Source organism: Pseudomonas fluorescens, assembly GCF_005938625.1.
Classification (GTDB): Bacteria; Pseudomonadota; Gammaproteobacteria; order Pseudomonadales; family Pseudomonadaceae; genus Aquipseudomonas; species Aquipseudomonas fluorescens_BD.
The window spans coordinates 13,387-35,976 of record NZ_VCNJ01000020.1 but is presented as its reverse complement, the minus strand read 5'-3'; the positions used below and the strand labels follow the sequence as shown (position 1 = coordinate 35,976).

General features: G+C 57.8%; 23 protein-coding genes. 16 read left to right on the top strand and 7 right to left on the bottom strand.

What is annotated here, in order from left to right:
- Positions 1-54 precede the first annotated feature (54 nt).
- The gene (locus FGA82_RS13600; RefSeq protein WP_141127464.1) at positions 55-588 is read left to right on the top strand and encodes a copper-resistant cuproprotein CopI; all 534 of its coding nucleotides are present in this window, start codon (positions 55-57) and stop codon (positions 586-588) included.
- Positions 589-649: 61 nt separating this feature from the next.
- Positions 650-1,480, top strand: a complete 831-nt coding sequence (queF, locus tag FGA82_RS13595) for an NADPH-dependent 7-cyano-7-deazaguanine reductase QueF (RefSeq protein WP_141127463.1) — start codon at positions 650-652, stop codon at positions 1,478-1,480.
- Positions 1,481-1,667: 187 nt separating this feature from the next.
- On the opposite strand, the gene FGA82_RS13585 is transcribed toward queF, so the two are convergent.
- Entirely contained in the window at positions 1,668-1,931 is a 264-nt protein-coding gene (locus FGA82_RS13585) for a DUF4404 family protein (protein WP_008087721.1), read from the bottom strand.
- A 108-nt stretch (positions 1,932-2,039) separates the two neighbouring features.
- A complete protein-coding gene (locus FGA82_RS13580; protein ID WP_141127462.1) occupies positions 2,040-2,660 on the bottom strand; it encodes an HAD family phosphatase in 621 nt (206 codons plus the stop codon).
- A gap of 198 nt (positions 2,661-2,858) precedes the next feature.
- Here FGA82_RS13580 and FGA82_RS13575 point away from each other — a divergent pair, with 198 nt between their 5' ends.
- Positions 2,859-3,548: an MlaA family lipoprotein gene (locus FGA82_RS13575; protein ID WP_141127461.1), complete on the top strand. Its 690-nt coding sequence runs from the start codon at positions 2,859-2,861 to the stop codon at positions 3,546-3,548.
- A 52-nt stretch (positions 3,549-3,600) separates the two neighbouring features.
- On the opposite strand, the gene FGA82_RS13570 is transcribed toward FGA82_RS13575, so the two are convergent.
- Entirely contained in the window at positions 3,601-3,900 is a 300-nt protein-coding gene (locus FGA82_RS13570; RefSeq protein WP_141127460.1) for a PilZ domain-containing protein, read from the bottom strand.
- A 275-nt stretch (positions 3,901-4,175) separates the two neighbouring features.
- On the opposite strand from FGA82_RS13570, the gene rssB reads away from it, so the two are divergent.
- Complete coding sequence (gene rssB / locus FGA82_RS13565; RefSeq protein WP_016986724.1) at positions 4,176-5,357, top strand: two-component system response regulator RssB; 1,182 nt, start codon at positions 4,176-4,178, stop codon at positions 5,355-5,357.
- Entirely contained in the window at positions 5,357-5,839 is a 483-nt protein-coding gene (rssC, locus tag FGA82_RS13560; RefSeq protein ID WP_003226553.1) for an anti-sigma factor antagonist RssC, read from the top strand. Before rssB ends, rssC begins: the two co-directional genes overlap by 1 nt.
- Before the next feature lie 197 nt (positions 5,840-6,036).
- Here the strand turns inward: rssC and tal are convergent, their stop codons facing one another.
- Positions 6,037-6,963, bottom strand: a complete 927-nt coding sequence (gene tal / locus FGA82_RS13555; RefSeq protein ID WP_141127459.1) for a transaldolase — start codon at positions 6,961-6,963, stop codon at positions 6,037-6,039.
- Between the two features lie 202 nt (positions 6,964-7,165).
- Positions 7,166-8,122 carry a cellulase family glycosylhydrolase gene (locus FGA82_RS13550; RefSeq protein WP_141127458.1) on the bottom strand — a complete coding sequence of 319 codons (957 nt, stop codon included), beginning with the start codon at positions 8,120-8,122 and terminating at the stop codon, positions 7,166-7,168.
- Positions 8,123-8,416: 294 nt separating this feature from the next.
- On the opposite strand from FGA82_RS13550, the gene FGA82_RS13545 reads away from it, so the two are divergent.
- From FGA82_RS13545 to FGA82_RS13510, 8 genes are all read left to right on the top strand, one after another.
- Entirely contained in the window at positions 8,417-8,857 is a 441-nt protein-coding gene (locus FGA82_RS13545; protein WP_064117874.1) for a low molecular weight protein-tyrosine-phosphatase, read from the top strand.
- Positions 8,858-8,896: 39 nt separating this feature from the next.
- On the top strand, positions 8,897-11,125 hold the full coding sequence (locus tag FGA82_RS13540; RefSeq protein ID WP_141127457.1) for a polysaccharide biosynthesis tyrosine autokinase: 2,229 nt from the start codon (positions 8,897-8,899) through the stop codon (positions 11,123-11,125).
- A 40-nt stretch (positions 11,126-11,165) separates the two neighbouring features.
- Positions 11,166-12,248, top strand: a complete 1,083-nt coding sequence (locus tag FGA82_RS13535) for a glycosyltransferase family 4 protein (RefSeq protein ID WP_141127456.1) — start codon at positions 11,166-11,168, stop codon at positions 12,246-12,248.
- A gap of 15 nt (positions 12,249-12,263) precedes the next feature.
- The gene (locus FGA82_RS13530) at positions 12,264-13,376 is read left to right on the top strand and encodes a polysaccharide pyruvyl transferase family protein (RefSeq protein ID WP_141127455.1); all 1,113 of its coding nucleotides are present in this window, start codon (positions 12,264-12,266) and stop codon (positions 13,374-13,376) included.
- Positions 13,373-14,605, top strand: coding sequence for a phosphoribosylaminoimidazole carboxylase (locus FGA82_RS13525; RefSeq protein ID WP_141127454.1), 1,233 nt, complete (start codon positions 13,373-13,375; stop codon positions 14,603-14,605). Before FGA82_RS13530 ends, FGA82_RS13525 begins: the two co-directional genes overlap by 4 nt.
- Positions 14,596-15,699 carry a hypothetical protein gene (locus tag FGA82_RS13520; protein ID WP_016986717.1) on the top strand — a complete coding sequence of 368 codons (1,104 nt, stop codon included), beginning with the start codon at positions 14,596-14,598 and terminating at the stop codon, positions 15,697-15,699. Before FGA82_RS13525 ends, FGA82_RS13520 begins: the two co-directional genes overlap by 10 nt.
- Positions 15,700-15,711: 12 nt before the next feature.
- Positions 15,712-16,758 (top strand): acyltransferase family protein, encoded by a 1,047-nt coding sequence (locus tag FGA82_RS13515; protein ID WP_141127453.1) that lies wholly within the window; start codon positions 15,712-15,714, stop codon positions 16,756-16,758.
- Positions 16,759-16,965: 207 nt separating this feature from the next.
- Positions 16,966-18,096, top strand: a complete 1,131-nt coding sequence (locus FGA82_RS13510) for an SGNH/GDSL hydrolase family protein (RefSeq protein ID WP_141127452.1) — start codon at positions 16,966-16,968, stop codon at positions 18,094-18,096.
- Positions 18,097-18,238: 142 nt separating this feature from the next.
- On the opposite strand, the gene FGA82_RS13500 is transcribed toward FGA82_RS13510, so the two are convergent.
- Together FGA82_RS13500 and galU are read right to left on the bottom strand one after the other, a co-directional pair.
- On the bottom strand, positions 18,239-18,643 hold the full coding sequence (locus tag FGA82_RS13500) for a mannose-1-phosphate guanylyltransferase (protein WP_141127451.1): 405 nt from the start codon (positions 18,641-18,643) through the stop codon (positions 18,239-18,241).
- A 28-nt stretch (positions 18,644-18,671) separates the two neighbouring features.
- The gene (galU, locus tag FGA82_RS13495) at positions 18,672-19,505 is read right to left on the bottom strand and encodes a UTP--glucose-1-phosphate uridylyltransferase GalU (RefSeq protein WP_007910549.1); all 834 of its coding nucleotides are present in this window, start codon (positions 19,503-19,505) and stop codon (positions 18,672-18,674) included.
- A gap of 391 nt (positions 19,506-19,896) precedes the next feature.
- Here galU and galE point away from each other — a divergent pair, with 391 nt between their 5' ends.
- The 3 genes from galE (at position 19,897) to FGA82_RS13480 (ending at position 22,586) form a co-directional block, all read left to right on the top strand.
- Entirely contained in the window at positions 19,897-20,913 is a 1,017-nt protein-coding gene (galE, locus tag FGA82_RS13490; RefSeq protein WP_141127450.1) for a UDP-glucose 4-epimerase GalE, read from the top strand.
- A gap of 230 nt (positions 20,914-21,143) precedes the next feature.
- On the top strand, positions 21,144-21,380 hold the full coding sequence (locus FGA82_RS13485) for a hypothetical protein (RefSeq protein WP_007910552.1): 237 nt from the start codon (positions 21,144-21,146) through the stop codon (positions 21,378-21,380).
- Positions 21,381-21,524: 144 nt separating this feature from the next.
- Positions 21,525-22,586, top strand: coding sequence for a polysaccharide biosynthesis/export family protein (locus tag FGA82_RS13480; protein WP_049802139.1), 1,062 nt, complete (start codon positions 21,525-21,527; stop codon positions 22,584-22,586).
- The last annotated feature ends 4 nt before the right edge of the window (positions 22,587-22,590 follow it).

The following is a 22,590-nucleotide window of genomic DNA, read 5'->3' as shown; positions in this document are numbered from 1 at the left end:
GCAGGCCGGCTAGAGTTTCCCACAGGCTGAACCTTATCTTGTTGGAGAACGACCATGTTTTTACGCCAATCCCTGACCTTGGCTGCCTTTCTGTTGGCGCTGAGTTCGCCAGTCTGGGCCGCGTCAGCTCACACCTACGATTTTGGCCAGCCAGCGCCTGCCGCCAAAGCGACGCGCAGCATTGAAGTGGTGTTGAACGACATGTCGTTCGATCCCAAGGTGATTCAGGTCAAGGCCGGTGAGACCGTTCGCTTTGTGCTGGTGAATAAAGGCCAGTTGTTGCACGAATTCAACCTCGGCGACGCGGCGATGCATGCCAGACACCAGCAGGAAATGTTGCAGATGCAACAAAGCGGCATGCTCACGCCTACCGGCATGAAGGAAATGTCCCACGATATGGCCGGCATGGATCACGCAGCGATGGGCCACGGCATGAAGCACGACGACCCGAACAGCGTGCTGGTCGAGCCGGGCAAGACTGCCGAACTGACCTGGACCTTCCGCGAGGCGACGAGCCTGGAATTTGCCTGCAATATTCCCGGGCATTATCAGGCGGGCATGGTCGGTAAACTGACAGTCAGTCAGTAAGCACTCAAAGGCGCGGGCAAAGGCTGTTAGAATCCGCTGATTATTCAGTCAGGTTTCCGCCATGCATCCCGCAGCCGAACACTCGCCGCTGGGCAAATCCAGCGAATACATCGCCACGTACACACCGTCCCTGCTGTTCCCGATTCCGCGCTCCGCGAAATGGGCCGAGCTGGGTCTGACCGCCGAAACCCTGCCGTATAAAGGTGTGGATTTCTGGAACTGCTTCGAGCTGTCGTGGCTGTTACCGTCCGGTAAGCCGGTGGTGGCGATCGGCGAATTCAGCATTCCGGCGGATTCGCCGAACATCATCGAATCGAAGTCGTTCAAGTTGTATTTGAACTCGCTGAACCAGACGGCGTTTGCCGACGTCACTTCTTTGGAAGCCACGCTGGTCAAGGACCTTTCTGCCGCTGCCGGCAAACCGGTTGGCGTGCGCGTGCGTAGCCTGAAGGACGTAGAAGCAGAAGGCGTCGTGGCGTTGCCGGGCATGTGCATCGATGATCTGGATATCAGTGTCAGCAACTATGAGCATCCGCGTCCGGAGCTGCTGCGTTGCGATGATTCGCGGATCGTCGAGGAGACGGTGCACAGCCATCTGCTCAAATCCAACTGCCCCGTGACCAGTCAGCCGGACTGGGGCACAGTGGTGGTGGAATATCGTGGCTCGGCGCTGGATCACGCCAGTTTGCTGGAATATATCGTCAGCTTCCGCCAGCACTCGGACTTCCATGAACAGTGTGTGGAGCGGATTTTCCTTGATCTGCAGCGTCTTCTGAAGCCAGAGAAGCTGACGGTGTTTGCACGTTACGTGCGTCGCGGTGGTTTGGATATCAACCCGTATCGCAGCACCGAAAGCGTACAACTGCCGAACCATCGGCTGGTGCGTCAATAAAGATCCGGAATGTGCGATATCCAATGTGGGAGCGAGCTTGCTCGCGAATACGGTGTGTCATTCAAGGATGATGTCGACTGACACGACGCCTTCGCGAGCAAGCTCGCTCCCACAGGGACTGTGTTTCAGGTCCGGAAATGAAAAAGCCCTGCCAGTGATGGCGGGGCTTTTTGCGTTTCGGGGGGAATCAGATCCCCATGCTGCCCAGCGCGTTGACGATGTTGCGCAAGGTGCCGGCAATGGCCGGGTGTTCGAGTTCAAAGCGATCAACCGCCAGATTGACGCCGTCAGCGATGCTGGCGTCTTGCGTGGCAGTTTCCAGTTTGATTTCCGATTCGATCTGCGCCATCAGCGCGTGCAAATCTTCCCGTTCAGCTTCCGACAGCGGCGGATTCTGCTCCAGCTGCTCGCGCAGGGTATCGAGCTGTTTTTGCAGTTCTTGGGCGGGCATGATGTTTTCCTTTTATCAATAGGCACTGGCATTGACCGCAGCCGCGCGCCAAAGGTCTATGGCTGACCTTTAGATTAATCCACTCCCGGCAAACCTGCATGATCCCGATCAGGGCTTTTCGCCTTTGAGGCGGCGCAGGCTGATGTCCGCCAGGCAGGTGTCGAGTTCGCTCAGGTGATCGATGACCGAATGCACGCCGAGACCGAATAACTGCATCGTCGCCTTGCCCCGCAGTTGTTCGCGTTCTTTCTGGCTCAGTGCTTGCCATTCCCCCGGTGCCAGGCCGCACAGCGAGCCGCAGGAGGCGAGGCCGATGGTCCATAGCCCAGCGTTAAGGCCCGATTGCAGCAAGCGCGGCTCACCGCTGACCAATACGCAACCGTCCAGACTGCTGACGTTCAGGTCCATCAGGGCCTGCCAGCAAGCGTTCGGCGCAGGCCATGGATTGATTGTTGCCGAATGTTGCGCGGGTTTGATCCACGCTGGCAGCGAGGCCGACAACGCTTGTGCGAGGGTCGAGGGCAGTTCATCCAGCCAAGCGCAGGGAATCTGCTGGCGCTGCAAACTGTGCAGGCTGTCGAGTGCGCCCGGTGTGGCTTCGGCATACTCGGGCAGGGCGATCGTCTGTCGACTGGCGCGGGCACCGAAATCCACCAGACAGCCGCTGAGTCCAAACAGTACGGCCGTCAGGCTCGGCGCGGCGACGGGCAAGGTTTCGGCGTGTGTCATGGCAACGTCCCTGAAATAACGATCAGGCTAGGCTGTGCCGGTGACAGTTGGATGACAGCTGTGTGAACGGCGACGCGAGAAGCGTCCTACAGACTGCTGCATTGCGCAGACTGTCCAAACGGGCTTTTACGCTTATACTAGCGGCCTGAATACCCGGGCCCAGATGTCCGCGACAGTACCATTCCAAGGAGTTTTTCTATGCGCTGGAGCAATCCGCTCGCTCAGCTATGTGTATGTGCCAGTCTATTGCTGGCTCCGTTTGCCACTCAGGCGGCAACGGAAGAAGACCCTTGGGAAAGTGTTAACCGTCCAATCTTCCAGTTCAACGACTTCGTCGACACCTATGCGCTGAAACCATTGGCGCAGGGCTATGAATTCGTCACACCGCAGTTTCTCGAAGACGGCATTCACAACATGTTCCGCAACGTCGGTGACGTCACCAACCTGGCGAACAACATCCTGCAAGCCAAACCGGCTGCCGCTGGCGTCGACACCGCCCGCCTGATTTTCAACACTACCTTCGGCCTGCTCGGTTTCTTCGATGTCGGCACTAAAATGGGCCTGAATCGCAGCGATGAAGACTTCGGTCAGACTCTCGGTTACTGGGGCGTGGGCAGCGGTCCGTACGTGATGCTGCCGCTGATGGGCCCAAGCACCCTGCGTGACGCGCCGTCCAAGTACGTCGACAGCTACACCGGCATGTACCGCTACATCAACGATGTGCCGGTGCGTAATTCGATCTTTGGTCTGAACATCGTCGACACCCGCGCCAGCCTGCTGTCGAGCGAGAAGCTGATCAGTGGTGACAAGTACACCTTCATCCGCAACGCTTACTTGCAGAACCGCGAGTTCAAAGTGAAGGATGGCCAGGTCGAAGACGATTTTTAATCTCGACCGGTAAAGACAAAGGCGACCTCCGGGTCGCCTTTTTTGTGTGCAGCTATTTCATCTTCAGGATGGTCAGGCCGAGCTTCTGGCCGCCGCCATCCTGTGGTCTGACCCAGACCACTTCGGTCTCTGCTTCAAGCCCACTTAACGCTGCGTGTTCAGAGTCGATCCGCACGCTCAAACGGTCGCCGACCGCGAACTGGCGCGGCGCTTCGACCTGCATGCCGCTGCTGGAGAGGTCGATGCACACCCCTGAAACCTCATCTCCTTCATGAATCAACACGACATCGGCATCGACCCGCATGCGGATGAAATCGCGCTTTTCGCTGTAGTCCCGACTGGTTTGACTCATAGGTTCGTCCTTCCATTGGGTTACGGTTTGAGCTGTTCTTATAACTCTCGGTGATTTGACAAGTAAAGTCGTCAAGCGACCATCGGCGCATGCTTGAAACGCTCTGCGGATGGGAGTACCGTCTGCGCCTTAGAAGGGCACCTCTGGTGTAACCGCGTTTGCAGCCAATGCTCGAAAGCGGTGCAGCAGAGAGGCTAGAAAGCGAATCCAGTAGTCTGCGCAGGGCCCGATGCCCCGCCAACTACGCCAACCTAATTCTGGCGCCGTTTGCCCACATGCCAAAAACCAGTGCCACGCTGCTGATAATCGATGATGACGAAGTAGTGCGCGCGAGCCTCGCGGCCTACTTGGAAGACAGTGGTTTCAGCGTCCTGCAGGCCAGCAACGGCCAACAGGGTCTTCAGGTATTCGAGCAAGACACGCCCGACCTGGTCATCTGCGATCTGCGCATGCCGCAGATGGGCGGTCTCGAACTGATCCGTCAGGTTACCGAGCGGTCACCGCAGACGCCGGTGATCGTGGTGTCGGGTGCCGGCGTGATGAACGACGCGGTCGAAGCCCTGCGCCTGGGCGCGGCGGACTACCTGATCAAGCCTCTCGAAGATCTGGCTGTGCTCGAGCACTCTGTGCGCCGGGCCCTGGATCGTGCGCGCCTGCTGCTGGAAAACCAGCGCTACCGCGAGAAGCTGGAAAAGGCCAACCGCGAGCTTGAGGCCAGCCTGAACCTGCTCCAGGAAGACCAGAACGCCGGTCGCCAGGTGCAGATGAACATGCTGCCGGAAAGCCCGTGGAGCATTGACGAGTTCAAGTTCGCGCACCAGATCATCCCGTCGTTGTACCTGTCGGGTGATTTTGTCGACTATTTCCGTGTAGACGAGCGCCGGGTCGCCTTTTACCTGGCGGATGTATCCGGTCATGGCGCCTCCTCAGCCTTTGTCACCGTGCTGCTGAAGTTCATGACCACGCGCTTGCTGTTCGAATCCAAGCGCAACGGCACCTTGCCGGAATTCAAGCCTTCGGAAGTCCTTGGTCATATCAACCGGGGGCTGATCAGTTGTAAGCTGGGTAAACACGTCACAATGGTCGGTGGAGTCATCGACGAGGAGACCGGTTTGTTGACCTATAGCATCGGCGGCCATCTGCCGTTGCCTGTGTTGTACACGCCTGACAGTGTTCGTTATCTCGAAGGGCGTGGTCTGCCGGTGGGGCTCTTCAATGAAGCCACCTACGAAGACCACGTGCTTGAGCTGCCGCCGACGTTCAGCCTGACGCTGATGTCGGATGGCATTCTGGATCTTTTGCCAGAACCTACGCTCAAAGAAAAAGAAGCCGCTTTGCCTCAACGGGTGAAGTCGGCGGGCGGCAGCCTGGATGGTCTGCGGCAAGTGTTTGGATTGGCCACGCTAGGGGAGATGCCGGATGATATCGCCCTGTTGGTGTTGAGCAGGAATCTTTAATGAGTACCGGTAGAATCCAGTTCGCCGAGCAGGACGGCACCTTCGTCCTGAAGTTCGTCGGTGAAGTTCGCCTGACCCTGTGTTCGGCGTTGGATGCGACTATTGAGAAAATCTTCACCGCGCTGAATTTCAACGCGATCGTGATCGATTTGACCGAAACCCGCAGCATCGACAGCACGACGTTGGGCCTGTTGGCCAAACTGTCGATCCTGTCGCGGCAGAAGGTCGGCCTGTTGCCGACTGTCGTCACCACCCACGAAGACATCACTCGTCTGTTGCAATCGATGGGTTTCGAGCAGGTGTTCAACATCGTCAACCACCCGGTGCCGTGCCCGGAGTGCCTGGACGACCTGCCGGATCAGGACCAGTCGGAAGAAGTCGTGCGGATCAAGGTGCTCGAAGCGCACAAGATCCTCATGGGCCTCAACGATTCCAATCGTGAAGCGTTTCATGACCTGGTGAATGCCCTCGAGCGGCATTGATCTCATGAAGTGATGTTGTCTGGGCTGGCCCCTTCGCGAGCAAGCTCGCTCCCACACTGGATCAGCGTCGTTCACAAATCCCCTTGTGGGAGCGAGCTTGCTCGCGAAAGCGGTCGCAAGAACACTAGAATTATCCAGCAGCCATAAAAAAGGGCGAATCCACCAGGATTCGCCCTTTTTCATTTCACCCACTCAAATCACAGCTTGGCCTGCAACAGCGCCTCAAGCTTCTCCTGGTCGCGAGCAAACTGACGAATGCCCTCAGCCAGTTTCTCGGTGGCCATTGCGTCTTCGTTGGACAACCAGCGGAATTGCGCTTCGTTGAGGCTCAGACGGGCTTCACCGGCGTTGCCCGGGGCCAGTTTGCGCTCCAGCTTGCCGGAATCTGCCGCCAGTTTGTCGATCAGGTCCGGGCTGATGGTCAGACGGTCACAGCCGGCCAGTTGCTCGATCTGGTTGAGGTTGCGGAAGCTCGCGCCCATGACCACAGTCTTGTAGTCATTGGCCTTGTAGTAGTTGTAGATACGGGTGACCGACTGTACGCCCGGATCATCAGCACCGGTGTAGTCGTTGCCGTTGGCCTTCTTGTACCAGTCGTAGATGCGGCCCACGAATGGCGAAATCAGGAACACGCCAGCGTCAGCGCAAGCGGCGGCCTGAGCGAAGGAGAACAGCAGGGTCAGGTTGGTCTGGATGCCTTCCTTCTCAAGCACTTCGGCGGCGCGGATGCCTTCCCAGGTCGAGGCGATCTTGATCAGTACGCGATCACGGCCAATGCCGGCCTTGTCGTACAGCTCGATCAAGCGATGCGCGCGTTTCAGTACGGCGTCCTTGTCGAACGACAGGCGTGCATCCACTTCGGTGGAGATACGGCCCGGGATGACTTTGAGAATTTCCTGGCCCACCGCGACGCCGAAACGGTCGCTGGCGAGGCCGACATCGCCCTTGCAGTCGCTGACGCAAGCGTTCAGCAACTCGGCGTAGGCCGGAATGGCCGCCGCTTTGAGCAGCAGGGAAGGGTTGGTGGTGGCGTCGACCGGTTTGACCCGGGCGATCGCTTCGAAGTCGCCGGTGTCGGCAACTACGGTGGTGAATTGTTTGAGTTGTTCCAGCTTGGAAGTCATGGGCGTGCTCTGTCCTATGGGTCTGATGACATTACCCGAGCGCTGACGGCCACTCAAGGGTAGGTGCGTGTATCGATGGCCCCTGCGGCAACATCCTGAAAACGATTGTTTGAAAGGCGGGGCGCGGTATCGATGAATACGATGCCAAAACGGCCAACAGGTTCAAAGCAACCGACCTGCGTACAGGTCGGTTGTGCAGGGACTACTCGGCGTTCAACAGGGCTTCGACCGACATGCGCGCCGGTTTCGGCTGACCGTCGGAGGTCAGTAGGCCGAAGTTCTTCTCGCGATCGTTACTGCCGGAATCACTGTTCTTCCATTCGTAGATGGAAGTCAGCGGAATCTTGAGTTTTTTAACATCGCCAATAAACGCGTTGATCTTGCTCGCTTGGCCTTCAGGCCCGCCGTTGGAGGCCAGTGCCGAGATACCCCACTCACTGATGATCCCGGGCACATGAAAGTTCTGCTGAATAAAGTTCTGCGCGTTGCTGATCTGCGTAGCCGTCATGCCGTAGGGGTGATAGGACACGCCACTCAGGCATTTGGGGTATTCGCTGACGATGCGGCTCAGCGCCACGGTCGAAGCCGAGCCTGCGCTAGGCGGACGGGCGAATCCGTAACCGATCACCGGCGTCGATGGCGGTTGCTCCTGCAGCGCCTTGCACACGCCGCTCATGAACGGCACAAACGTGGTGTCGAAATTGCGCGTCGGCCAGTAGGTTTCCAGGTCCGGTTCATTCCATAACTCGATCGCCACCAGTTGCGCGCTGTATGACTGTTGCAGCCCGGTCACAGCTTTAGCGAAGCCTTCACCGGCAGTGCTCAGCTCTGCGCTCGATGTGGCCGGCAACGCCTTGATCGCGCGCACCGTGAGCAGCACCGGCAGGCCCGCAGATTGCGCCGCCGCAAAGGCATCGCTGACCTGTTTCTGATAAGCCTTGGCCGTCAGGCTGTCGCTCCACACACCGAAGCGGACAAAACCGAAGCCTGCCGATTTGATCTGCGCGGCGTCGGCGGCCGTGAAGTTCTGGATCTTCACTTGTACGCCGATGTTCTTGGCCGGAAGGTTGGGAAACAGTTCGCTGGCGTGAACCTGAGTCGTAGCCCCGGCCACCATCAGTGCCAATGCGCCGAGTTTTTTGAGATGTGTTGTTTTCATGTCTGCTCTCCCGAAGAGAAGTGACAACTGCGAATAAATTATCTCGTTGCTCAATTTTCGAGTGAGGTGATGGCACTTAGTGCGCGAATGTTATTTTTTGTCGGAAAACAATCAAGCGAAAATCACAGTTATTTTTAGTCCGCTAATTGTGGTTGGGGGGCTTTTAAACGCTGTGGTACTTAATGCTTCGGTACTAACAGGGCGAATCTATTTCCGAGTGAAGAAAGATCTTGAGGGTTCATTCAATTGCTCTCGGGATGTTGGCCGTTTGACATTACACAGGAAAGTAAAACCTTGTTCAGAAAGATCCTTGTCGTTTGCGTGGGCAATATATGCCGTAGTCCGACGGCAGAACTGATGCTGCGTAACGCGTTGGCCCCCTCAGCGATCACGGTCTCCTCTGCAGGCCTGTCGGCACGGGTCGGCGAGGGTGTCGAAGCGTCCGCCCGCCAAGTGTTGGAAGACCATGGGCATAGCGCCGAGGGCTTCACGGCACGGCAACTGACTGCGGACATCGTCAATGAATCAGACCTGATTCTGGTGATGGAAAAACAACATGTAAATCAAGTATTGAAGATTGCCTCTCACGCCAGAGGCAAAGTATTTCTGCTCGGCAAGTGGCAGAGCGAGCGCGAAATACAAGATCCGTATCGTCAAGGCAAGGCCGCTTTTATTCATGCCCATGCATTGATTGAAGATGCTGTTAGCTCATGGGCACAACGCCTCGCGCGTTGATGAATATTCTTCAGATCAATGAATGGTAAGAACAGACTTATGCAGTTACCGTCCGTCATCGGCACCCGCGACAATGATCAAGACAGTATTGATCTTCTCGGCATCTTCGGCAGTTTGATCGACCAGAAATGGTTGATCGGCGCGCTCACCGGCGCCTTCATGGTTACCGGTGTCGCGTACGCAGTTTTGGCCACGCCCGTTTACCTGGCGAATGCGCTGGTGCAGGTCGAGCCAAAAAAGAACGACATGCTCGGATTTTCCGACCTCAATAGCATGCTCGGTGGGCAATCGCCGTCGGTGACCGAAATCGGCATCATCAAATCCCGTGCGGTGATCGGCAAAACCGTCGACGACCTGCGCCTGGACATCGATGTCACCCCCAATACCTTCCCGATGATCGGCGGCTTTCTCGCCCGGCGTTATCGCGGCGAGACCGAGACCAGCGTCGCTGCACCGCGTTTCGGTCTGAACAGCTACGCCTGGGGCGGTGAGCGTCTGGAGTTCGCTCGGCTCAATCTGCCGAAAGAACTGCTGGGCAAGAAACTCACCCTGGTCGCCGGCGAACAGAAGCACTTCCAGTTACTCGATGACAACGACAACCTGCTGGTAGAAGGCGTTGCTGGTGAAGCCTTCGCGCAGGATGGCGTAGAAGGGCAAATCACCCAGTTGTTGGCGAATCCCGGCACGCGTTTCGAAGTGGTGCGCAACCCACGGATCGTGACGATTCAGGGTTATCAGGACGCACTGGACATCTCCGAGCAGGGCAAGGAGTCGGGGATTATCAAACTGGCGCTGGCCAGCAGCGACGCCGCTGAAGCGGTGAAGATTCTCAACAAGATCGCCGCCCTGTACGTGGATCAGAACGTGCGCCGTACCTCGGCAGAAGCGGCACAAAGCCTGGCTTTCCTGCAGAGCCAGTTGCCGCAGGTCAAACGCGATCTGGCCAAGGCCAGCGATGCGCTGAACGCCTACCAGACCCATGGCAAAACCGTGAACATCTCGCTGGAAACACAGTCGGTGCTCGGCCAGTCCGTGGCCCTGGAAACGCGGATTTCCGAGCTGAAAATGCAGCAGGCGGAGATGGATCGCAAGTTCACCAGGCAGCACCCGGCCTATCGTGCGTTGATGAGCCAGATCGGTGAGTTGACCCAGCAACAGAAGTCGCTGGAAGGCAAGGTCGGCGATCTGCCCGCCACACAGCAGGAATTGCTCAACCTGACCCGCGATGTCGAAGTCGCTTCGCAGATCTACACGCAGTTGCTGAACAAATCCCAGGAGCTGGACATCGTCCGCGCGGGTGCCGTGGGTAACGTGCGTCTGGTCGATGCGGCGGATGTCGACCTGACTAGCCCGGTCAAACCGAAAAAAGCCCTGATTGTGCTGATTGCCACATTCTTCGGCGCCTTCGTTGGTGTGGCGCTGGTGCTGCTGCGCAAATCCCTGAGCCGTGGTCTCGAAGGCCCGGAAGCCATCGAACAACTCGGTTTGCCGGTGTACGCGTCGATCCCGTACAGCGCTTTGCAGGAGGAAGAAGACAGCAAGAAAGGCCGCGCCCGCGATGGCGTCGACAAGCCGGCGTACCTGCTGGCCCTGCGCAATCCGACCGATCTGTCGATCGAATCGATCCGCAGCCTGCGCACCTGCCTGCACTTCGCCGGGCTCGATTCGACCAACAACCGCATCATGATTTCCGGGCCGAGCCCGCAAGTCGGCAAGACTTTTGTTTCGTCCAACCTTGCGGCGGTCATGGCCCTCAGCGGCCAGCGCGTGGTGCTGATCGATGCCGACATGCGCAAAGGTCATCTGCACAAAACCCTCAACACACCGATCACTAACGGTTTGTCCGACCTGCTGGTCAAGCGCTGCAGCATCGATCAGGCGATCAACAAAGTCGAAGTCGACAACCTGCACTTCATTAGTCGCGGGCAGGTGCCGCCGAATCCTTCCGAGCTGTTGATGCACGCCAACTTTCGCGAATTGCTCGCCGAGCTGAGCGAGCGTTACGACCTGGTGATCATCGATACGCCGCCGCTGCTGGCGGTGACCGATGCGGCGATTGTCGGCCGAGAAGCCGGGATCAGCCTGATCGTCACGCGCTTCGGGGTGAACCCGGCCAAGGAGATCGAACTGACCATTCGCCGCTTCGCGCAGAACGGCATCGAGCTCAAAGGCGCGGTGTTCAACGGCGTCGAGAAGCGTGCCGCCAGCTACTACGGCAACGGCGGTTACGGCTATTACAACTACGAATACGCGTCCGACAAATCCTGACTGTCAGCGACTGTTTTTTCCTGTTTGAAGTGGGTGATTTGTGAAGAAAATACTGCACGTGGCAGAGACGATCAAAGGTGGCGTCGCGACGGTAATCCGTACGATTTCGGCTTCGCCGGAAGGTGATGCGGCGAACTACGAGCTGGTGTATCTGGTCCCGGAGGATCAGGCCAAAGAGTTGCACGGCATCGGCGCGCAGCAGATCCGCACTTTCCCCCGCACCGGGCGCAACGTGCCGTCGTTGTTGCGTTTCGCTTGGCGCCTGACTCAGGTGATGCTCAAGGAAAAACCCGACGTGGTGCATTTGCACAGCACCTTTTCCGGGGTCATCGGCCGATGCGTGTGTGTGCTGTTGCGACCGTGGCGCAAGCCGAAAATCGTCTACTGCCCGCACGCGTTTTCGTTCCTGATGGAAAGCTCGCCGACCAAGCAGAAAGTCTATGCGTGGATCGAGCGAGTACTGCAGAAAGTCACCGACGTGATCATTTGCGTCAGCCAGTACGAACTCGACAAAGCCGCGCGCTTCGGCATCGAGCGCAAGCGCATGAAGCTGATCTACAACGGCATTCACCGCAAGGACGACGCGCCGAAAGCGGCGAGTCCCGAGCCGATTCATCTGCTGTTCGTCGGTCGCCTCGATTATCAGAAAGGCTTCGACGTGCTGCTCAAGGCCTTCGCCAACGTGCAGCGCAAAGACTTGAAGCTGACGGTCGTCGGCAGCGCGGTGAACGAGGACTCGGTGGAGTGCCCACCGATGGACTCCGTTGAATACCTGCCATGGGTCACGCCGAGCGAAGTGCAGGCGCTGTACCAGAAAGCCGATGCGCTGATTGTGCCGAGTCGCTGGGAAGGTTTCGCCATGGTGCCGCTGGAAGGCATGGCCATGGGGTTGCCGGTGATTGCCAGCAACTGCACCTCGCTGCCGGAACTGGTCACCAATGAAGTCTCCGGTTATGTCTTCCCGTCCGGCGATCACCAGGCATTGGCCGACGTGCTGACGATCATCCAGAAGCCACGCTTGCTCGACCTCGGCAACGAAGGACGGAGCATTGTCCGCGAGCGTTTCAGCGCCGCGTTGATGATTCGCCAGACTTACGACCTGTATCGCGCTCCCACTTATTAAGTAGAACTCAAGCATATGAACGTAACGATTTTGCATGGCTACAGTGCGTCCAACTCCGGCGATGGCTTGCTCGTCGATCTGGCCATCGCGCTGGTGCAGCGCAACTTTGGCGAAGACACGGCGATCAGCGTGGTGGCTTCCGATCCGGACTCTTTCAGCTACCTGCCGCATCCACGTTTCGACGCGCCGGTAATGGCGGCCAAGGGTTTGGGCCGGGTCAAGCAAGCGGTGTTTCTCAATCAGTCCTACGCCGGGCTGGCGGATCTGTTGAAGAAAACCGACCTGATCGTCGGCGTCGGCGGCGGCTACATGCGTTCGAAAAGTGCCTTCGAACACATCAAGCTGAAACTCGGCCACGCCAAGCAACTGGAAACCGCGATCCTCAGCAAAGTGCCGTCGGTGTACCTGCCGCAAAGCATCGGCCCGTTCCATGGCGAGAGCAGCAAGATCGTCGAACACTACGCCAATGCCGACGCGGTGTTTGTGCGCGACAATCGCTCCTCGGCGATTTTCGATGCCTGCGCCAACGTCTACCGCGCGCCGGATCTGGCGGTGCAGTCGCTGGCCAGCAAAATCCTTCAGCAAGCAAAATTCACCCGCTGCGCGTCTTCGCCAGCCACGGTCTGCGTAGTGCTGCGCAAGCCGCCGGAGTGGAGCAAGGAAAAGAAAGTCGCTTACGTGGCTAACCTGAAATTGCTGCTGCAGCGTTTGAAGAACAAAAGCAAAGTGGTTTGCGCGGTACAGAGCGCGGTACGCGGCAACGATGACGGCGCGTTCTATCGCGAGCTGGGCATCACCGAAGACTTGCTGTCGTTGAAAGCAACGATTGCCAAATATCAGCCGGATCTGGTGATTTCCGTACGCTTGCACGGCGCTATCGAATCGCTGCTCTCCGGTGTGCCGGCGTACCACATCAGCTATGAGCGCAAAGGCTTTGGCGCCTATCAGGACATGGGCGTCGAGGACTGGGTGATCAACGGCGGCGACATCAATGTCGACACCATCATCGACACGGTTTACGCGCCGAATGCGCTGTCGAATTTCGGCAAGCGCCTGACCGACACCTGCCGAGAAATCGAAGCAAAAACCGTGGCCATGGACGAGATCATCAAAGGTGTCGTTCGATGATATTTCGGCTGCTGCTTCGTGGCGGAGCGTTAGGCGCGAAGTTTTTGCTGGTGTTGGCGATTACCCATTACCTCGGTTATGAGGCACTGGGCTTTTACGGCGTGGTGGTGGCGGCATCGCTGATTGCGTCGAAGTTCTACAGCGTCGGTTTCAGTTCCGAGATCAATCGCTTGATCAGCGTCGGCGGCAGTTCGCGTCGGGTGGTCGACAAGGTTTTGCTGCTGTATCTGGCGGTGGGGCTGTTGTTGTCGGTAGCGACAGTGCTGATCTATTCACTGTTCCAGACAGTTGAAGCGGGTGCCGCGCTGATCCTTTGTGTGACGCTGGTATTGCTCACTGAACACCTGTCGTTTGAAATCAACTCGTTCGTATTTTCCGCGCAGAAAGCCACAGCGGGCGCGCTGCTGTTTTTCATCAAGACCGGTCTGTGGGCGGTGTTGGCGGTGGGCGGGATGATGCTCGACTGGGTGTCGGGAATCGCCAGCGTGTTGTGGCTGTGGGTCGCCGCCAACCTGCTGGTGATCGTGGCCGGTTACTTGATCGTGGTGAACGTGCACAAGGGCCGCGAGAGCGGAACGCTGGCGACGGCCACGGTGTGGAAGGCCGGGTTGCCGTTTTACCTCGGCACTGGATTGATCGCATTGAGTCAGTACGCGGAGCGCTTTCTGATCATCGATCTGGAACCCTACGCCAGCCTCGGTAAATACGTCTACGCGTGGTCGGCGGCGAACACTTTGCAGGCGTTGTCGTACGCGGTGGTGGCGGTGGTCGGGATTCCGGTGCTGGCCAAGCGTTTTCAGGCTGATCAGCAGGCGTTCACGGTCAAGCAACTGTTCGTCAACAAGTGGGTCATGCGTTCGCTCGTAGTGTCGGCGGCGGTGGCGGTGACGATCTATGTGTTTTTCAACGTGGTGCTCGATTACGTCGCCACCAGCGTTCCGCGTCCGGACAATGCGATCCTCGGCGTACTGATTTTCTCCTTCGCCCTGCGCGCGATCGGCGACATCGTCTGGGGCGGTCTGATTGCCTCGAAAAACAGTCGCGTATCACTGGCCAGCGCGGCGATTTGCCTGCTGGTGTCAGTGCCGGTCAGCTATGTGCTGATCAAGCATTATTCGATTTACGGCGCGGCGTGGGGCAACGTCTTCGCGATCATCGTGCAGCTCGTGGTGATTGCCGTGCTGACTCGCGCAACCGCTGCGAAAAAGGCTGCGTTGTCATGGGCCTGAAACTGCCGTGCATCGAGTTTCGTGGCAAGCGACTCGATTCGTATGTGTCGTTCCTGATTCTCTTCACCGGGTTGTTTCTGTCGGTGGCCATGCCGCTGCTGATCCCTCGCGATCCGGGGCCGGACGCGATGACCTTGTGGTCGTCCTACGCACGGGCCGACAACTGCAACTTCTGGAACCCGTTCTCGCCGGATCGCTCGTCCTACGAGTGCTCGGCGTTCCTGCTGCGGCCCACCGGGATCAACCTGACCAATGCCTGGGCCTACGGCATGTTCTGCAATTTTTTCCTCACTGCGATTCCGGTGGTGGTGTTTCGGCGCATGCCGTTGGCGATCTTCGGCACCCTGTGTCTGTGGGGGATTGTGCGCTCGTTTTTCCTTGAGAACCTGACCAAGGAAATCATTGTGTCGGTGGCGGTGTTGAGCATTCTGCTCAGCTCGCTGACGCGCAAATATCGTGGCGGATTTTTCCTCTCGGCAGTGATCTACGGCGTGCTGATCCGGCCTTACTGGATTCTGTTTTCGCTGTCGTGGGTCGGCGTCTGCGTGATGAAAAAGTACGTGTCGCGGACGACGTTCTTCCTGATGCTGTTCTTGTTTTATCTGGCGGTAGCGATGTCGATCCAGCTCGCACTGGGCTTTCCGGTGTCATCGATTCGCGCCAGTAACAACGAACTACGCACGGCGGGCGAGGAGGGCTCGAAATCCTTGATCGTGTCGTGGCTCAGCGGCAGCGATTTCGTTTCGCAAGCGCTGGACTCGATGATCATCTTCTTTCGCTTGTCGTTTCCGGTGGAGCTGATTCTGCTGTCGGGTCCGGGTCAGGTGATCTTCGTGGCGTTGATGATCATGACCGCGTTGCTGCTGTTCAAAGTCATCACCTCGACCGACTACAAAGGCGCGCCGATCCAGACCAAACCCAAGGAACTGATCGCGATTCCGCTGGCGTTTCTGCTGGTGCAGGGGTTGTTCGAGCCGGACTTCGGCTCCTTCGCCCGGCACTTTTCGATGGTGGTGCCGGTGTTGTTTGTCGGTCTGGGCTTGATGCTGCGGGCGAACAAACCGGTGCAGGTCGAATCACGAATTCTGAATTGAGGCAGGTGCTTTATGTCGAGCAAGAAAAAGTCCCTGGAGATTGAAACCCTGCGCGGTCTGGCGTGCCTGTTGCTGGTGCTCTATCACGTCATCGGCCCGTTGGGCGGCGGGTTGAAGATCGATATCGGCTCGCCGTTCCGGGTGATCGCCGATTCGATGGTGTACGTTCGTATGCCGTTGTTCACCTTCATCTCCGGATACATCTATTCGATCTACAAAATCCGTGGCAACGACTTTTCCGCGTTCTTCAGCGGCAAGGTGCGCCGTTTGATCGTGCCGCTGTTTTGTGTCGGCGTACCGTTCTCGGTGTTGCAGGCGGTGGGGCCGGGGGTGAACAAGAATGTCGGCGTGATCGATGCGTTGTTGTCGTTCTGGGTGCCGATCAACCACTTCTGGTTCCTGCAGGCGGTGTTCATCATTTTCATGTTCGTCGGGCTGCTGGAGTGGCGCGGAATGCTGCGCTCAGCGACGCGGTTGTATGGGCTGTTTGCGTTTGCTGCGCTGTTGTTTTTGCTGCCGCCGTTCAAGTTCGATGCGTTCGGGATTAACGGCGCGATTTACCTGCTGCCGTTTTTTGTCGCAGGGATGATTGGGCAAGAGAATGTCGATCGGTTGAAGCAGACGTTCAAAGTGATCGGGCCGCTGGTGTTTGTGTTGATCTCGCTGACGCTGTTGTATGTCGCGGCGATTGATCGGGAGTTGATTGTTGATCGACGCAGTTTGATCGGTCTGACTGTCGGTTGCGTGTCGTGCATCGCCTTGCTGTCGAGTGATGTGCGCTCGAAAGCGCTGACGTGGCTCGGTGGTTATTCCTATGCGATCTTCCTGTTCCATGTGCTGTTCGCGGCGACGTCGCGGTTTGTGCTGGGGCGGTTGGGGGTGAAGGATGAAAGCCTGCTGGTGCTCGGCGGCTTGAGCTTTGGCTTGCTCGGGCCGGTGGTGTTGTCGATGGTTTTCAGTCGATTCAATTTCACCTCTGTGTTGTTTCTTGGCGAGCGCGCGGCGAAGAAGAAACCGTTGGTGCCGGTCACCCCGGTGGTGCAACCACAAAGCAGCTAAGAGCTTCGCGAGCAAGCTCGCTCCCACAGTGGATCCGTGTCGTACACAAGATCTCTTGTAGGAGCTGCGGCACGCTGCGATCTTTTGATCTTGTTTTTGAAGCGCAGGATCAAAAGATCGCAGCCTCGTTTCACTCGACAGCTCCTACAGTTGATCTGTGTACATCCCGTTATTCATTGGGCCATTCCAGACTGAAGGAAATTTTGCATGTTGGCAGTAGATGACGCTCAACCCGTCGCGGCGTCGGTGGTTCAGGTGGGCGATGCCCGCGAGCGTTTTGCACAGTGGCGTGAAGGCAAGGCTGGCAAAGTCTTATCGGTTTCGGTGATCGGCGACAGCTACAGCGCCGGGCAGGATTTCTATCTGAACAAACTGGTGCAGCGCGTGGCCGGGGAGGCGGGATTTGCCGGGCCGGGTTACGTCGGTTTCAACCACGGCGCGGCGCTGGGCGGCACGCATTTCAAATACACCCGCAGCAGTGACAAGTACTTCGGCGGCGACTGGAAGGTTTCAGACCTGGGCCAGGCGAGTCCGGACAGTCGCACGGTGACAGGCCGGCCCGGTGCATGGTTGCAAGTGGATGCGAGTCCGACGCCGCGCCTTGATACGGCGGTTACTCAGGCGAAATTGCTTTACCTGGGTAATGGCGAATCCAGCGACATCCGCTATCGCTGGTCTCCCGCGCAAGACTGGCAACCCCTGAAGCTTCAAGGTTCGGGCGTTCAAGAGGTCGCGCTGACAGGTCTTTCGGCAGCGAAAGACTGGTCCTTCAAGCTGGAAGTGGTGAAGGGCGCGCCGACGTTTTTTGGTCTGTGGATGAGCAACGATCAGAACGGCGTGCGGGTCTCAAAACTGGCGGCCTCCGGCGCTGCCTCTGCGGATTTCTATCACCAGGATCCGCAATGGCAGGTGCAGTGGAAAGCCGCAGTATCGAAGATTCCTGCGGACGTTTATCTGATCATGCTCGGTGGCAACGATCAGGGCTTCGGCGTGAAGCCTGCGCAGTACCTGCAGAACGTTCAGGGTTTGGTCGGGATGTTGCGTGAGATTCAACCGCAGGCGAGCATCAACCTGATCATGCGCCAGGACACCACGCGCTCCAGCGCTTACCCAATGTCGGCGTACGCGCAGGTGCTTGAACCGTGGGCACGTGAGCAGCATCTGGGGTATGCCAACCTGCAATGCGCGTTCGGGCCGGACGTCAAACGCTACGCGGCCGCGATGATCGGCCCGGACAAGATTCATCCGGTACCGGCCACGGGTGGGAAGGTGATTGCTGATTACTTTTATGGCTGGATCATGGGCGCCAAGGATCGTTGCGACACCGCCCCTAAATAAAACGCAAACCCCAGAGCGGTGATCGTTCCCACGCGCCGCGTGGGAATGCCGCCCGGGACGCTCCGCGTCCCCTCGCTGTGTGACGCAGAGCGTCACTGGATGCATTCCCACGCAGAGCGTGGGAACGATCAGGTGGGGGGAGCTATTCGAACGTGTCGACTTGCTCAAGCAATTCCGCAATCTTCTGCGGCATCAACCGCGTATCGCACCGCGTCTCAACGTTAATGATGATCGCCGGGTCGTTGCAGCAAATCCGCACGCGAAAACGCCAGTCGCTGAAGATCACTTTCAGACCATCACGGTCATCCATTTCCAGCGCCTGCTCGCCATACAGCTTTTTCAGATGCGCGAGCAGCGGATAGGGGTCGCGCAACGGCCGGCGAATATCACCGGACGCCGGAAACACGCCAATCCGCTCCACCAGCAAAATCGTGCCCAGCCAGGTTTCGTTGGCGCTGGGCAACGGCTGATGGCGTGACAACCAACTCATCACCCCGAGGTTACCCACCTCGCGTTCAATCTCTACGGAATGTTGTGCAATGTTCATGGTGGCCTCGTTGGGTGGGGGAGCCGTCTCAGCGGCCCTTGAGATAAACGTTTTCGTAGCAGAAATTGGTCGCCTGCAAGTAACCCTCGGCGTCACCGCAGTCAAAGCGCAGACCTTTGAATTTGTAGGCCAGCACGCAACCGTTCTGCGCCTGTTTCATCAGCGCGTCGGTGATCTGGATCTCGCCGCCCTTGCCCGGTTGGGTGTCGGCGATCAGGTCGAAGATGTCCGGGGTGAGAATGTAGCGACCGATGATCGCCAGGTTCGATGGCGCGTCTTGCGGGGCCGGTTTTTCCACCATGTTGTTGACCCGATAGATGCCGTCGGACATCAGTTCGCCGGCGATCACCCCGTACTTGTGGGTCTGGTCGGCCGGGACTTCCTGGATGGCGACGATCGAGCAGCGAAATTTCTTGTACAGCTCAATCATCTGCGTGAGCACGCCGTCACCTTCCAGGTTCAGGCACAGGTCATCAGCCAGCACCACGGCAAACGGCTCATCGCCGATGAGTGGGCGACCGCTGAGAATCGCGTGGCCCAGGCCCTTCATTTCCACCTGACGGGTGTAGGAGAAGGTGCAGGTGTCGATCAGCTCGCGGGTGCCGGCGAGAAACTTCTCTTTCTCGGTACCACGGATCTGGTGTTCGAGTTCGTAGCTGATGTCGAAATGGTCTTCCAGCGCACGCTTGCCGCGACCGGTGACGATGGCCATGTGTTGCAGGCCGGCGTCCCGCGCTTCTTCGACGGCGTATTCGATCAACGGCTTGTTGACGATCGGCAGCATCTCTTTCGGCATGGCTTTGGTAGCCGGCAAGAAACGCGTGCCATAGCCGGCAGCGGGGAACAAACATTTACGAATCATAAAAGTATCCTGGACAGTCATGGAACACAGGCGACAGATGCGCGCACTAATAAAGGGCGTACAAGTTCAATGTTGGATTGAAGGCTTACTTTAATACCTGAGTCAGGTTATTAATGGCAAATGCGAGTGGCGGTAAAACACGACAATGTTATGAGATGTCGGTTAGTTACTTGATAGTTATTTTTAGTCGGTATCTGTTGATAGTGATGAGTGCGCAGGGAGTGCTAATAAGTAGCGGGCAATACAGTGTGACCTGCAAAAATATTTATTGCCAGTCATTGAACTAGTTTTGTTTTCGGTTGTTGTCGCCTTATTTATGTGGATTGTGACACATCTTCAATGAATCAGGCTTGACACGCTACTTGTCACTCATTCAAAGACGGATCGCGCTATGAAGATTCTGGTAACGGGTGGTGCCGGCTATATCGGCTCGCACACCACACTTGCGCTGCTTGAAGCAGGTTATGAAGTTGTCGTACTGGATAATCTTTGCAACAGCAGTGAAGCCGCGTTGCACGCCGTTGAGGGCATTTGCGGCAAGAGTGCCTGGATGATTCGCGGCGATGTCTGCGACCGGGCACTGCTCGACCGGATTTTCCGCGAGCACAACATTGAAGCGGTGCTGCATTTTGCCGGTCTGAAAGCGGTCGGCGAGAGCGTGCGCAAGCCGCTCGAGTACTATGAGACCAACGTCAGCGGCAGCATCAATCTGTGCCAGGCGATGGCGGCGGCGGGGGTGTTCCGGCTGGTGTTCAGCTCGTCGGCCACGGTGTATGGCGAGCCTGAGCAGATGCCGATTCGCGAGGATTTCCCCACCGGCAATCCAACCAATCCCTACGGCCAGTCCAAGCTGATCGTCGAGAACGTCCTGCGAGACCTTAGCCAGGCCGAGCCGCGCTGGAGCATCGCCTTGCTGCGCTACTTCAACCCGATCGGCGCCCACGCCAGCGGGCACATGGGCGAAGACCCCAACGGCATCCCGAATAATCTGGTGCCTTACATCAGTCAGGTCGCGGTCGGCAGCCTGCAAGAGTTGTCGATCTTCGGTAACGATTACCCGACCATCGACGGTACCGGTGTGCGCGATTACATCCATGTCGTCGATCTGGCGGACGGCCACTTGAAGGCGCTGCAGTCCATTTCCGAACGCACCGGCATTCATACCTGGAACCTCGGCACCGGCGATGGCTATAGCGTGCTGCAAGTGCTCCACGCCTTCGAACAGGCCTGCGGGCAGCCGGTGCCGTATCGGATGATGCCGCGCCGTTCCGGGGATATCGCCGAGAGTTGGGCCGATGCTTCCAAGGCGGCCAAAGAATTAGGCTGGAAAGCTACGCGCAACTTGCAGGACATGGTCACTGATACTTGGCGCTGGCAATCGAATCATCCTCAAGGCTACTCGCGATGATGGCCATTTAGTCCAATGTTATTTTCAGTCAGGTTGTTAGATAACGTCTGGAAATTACACTGGCAATGCCTTTTGCAAGTCCGTAGATATAAACCTGCCGTTCGACTTTTATCAGTTGGGTAAGACTGTGAAAGAACGACGGATCTTGTTCGCGCTTTTTGCGGACTTGAACTCACCACCGCTAACTCAGGCCGGTTTTTTAACAGGTCGAATGTTAGAAAGGAGTTGATATGAAAAAAGTGATGGCAGTAGCCCTGTTGACGATGTTGAGCAACTGGGCTGCCGCCGCTGAAGCACCGCTGACAGCGGTAACCAATGTAGGTGGCAACGTGGCGGCTTCTCAAGCGCCCGCAGCCAGTACTGCAATGGTTGCCAGTGCTGTAGCGGCGTCTAACAGCGGTGGCAGTGCCAACGGCGGTACCACCGGTACGACGGGTACCACCGGTACAACCGGCACGCATAACTAACAGGAAGTTCTGTTAGTGCAGTACAGGGTCGCCCGACGCAAGTCGGGTGACTTTGTTTTTGGATTCGCCCTTGAATAGCGTAGTGCCATTATGACTCGTAGTGTTTATCTTTTAATGTTGGCAAGTCTCGCTTTGCAAGGTTGCATGTTTTCCCCCGGTCAATACCTCAGCACCAGTGACATCACCCGCCAGGGTGCCAGCGAAAGCAGCCGGGTCGAGCTGATTCCGATCACGCCCAAGCTGATCGCCATGAACCGCGCCACGCAAAAGCGTGAGTCGCTGCCGCCGGAGCTGCTGGCAACGCCGGCCGAATACCGCATCGGCAACAACGATGTTCTGTACATCACCGTGTGGGATCACCCTGAGCTGACGGCCCCCTCCGGCGCGCAACAACAGATCGATGCCAACGGCCGTCTGGTGCGCTCCGATGGCACGCTCTACTACCCGTTCATCAAGGAAGTCCAGGCCACCGGCCGGACCATCCAGCAACTGCGCTCGGACATCGAGCAACGCTTGTCGGCGTTCATTGCCGAACCGCAGGTCGATGTCGCGGTGTTGCGTTTCGCCAGTCAGAAAGTCGTGGTCACCGGCGCGGTGGCCAAGGCCGGCCCGCAAGCAATTTCCACCAATCCACTGAGCGTGGTCGAAGCCCTCGGTTCGGCCGGTATCGATACCAACAACGCCGATTTGTCCGGGCTGCTGCTGACGCGTAAGGGGCGCACTTATCCGCTCAACCTCGACTCGCTCAATCAGCAGGATTCCGAGTTGCAGAACGTCTACCTCAAGGGCGGCGATCAGCTGTATCTGCCGTACAACGACAACAAGCGCATCTACGTGATGGGCGAGGTCAATCAGCCCCGTGCGCTGAGTTTCAAGACTGCGACGATGAACCTCACCGACGTGCTCGGTTCGGTCGGCGGCCTGGCCCAGACCACCTCCAATGGCAACGCGGTCTACGTCATTCGTGGCGTGGAAAACCTTGATGTCGAACCGGCCAAGATCTACCAGCTGGAAGCCGAATCGCCGACCGCCATGGCGCTCGCCTCGCACTTCGAAGTCCGCCCGCAGGACGTGGTGTATGTCGGGCCTGCCAACGTGACTCGCTGGAACCGTCTGATCAGCCAATTGGTGCCGTCGGCATCGATTGTCGGCACTGGCGCTTCCGCTGCGAAGAACTGGAGCGAATACAGTAACAACAGCAAATAAGGCC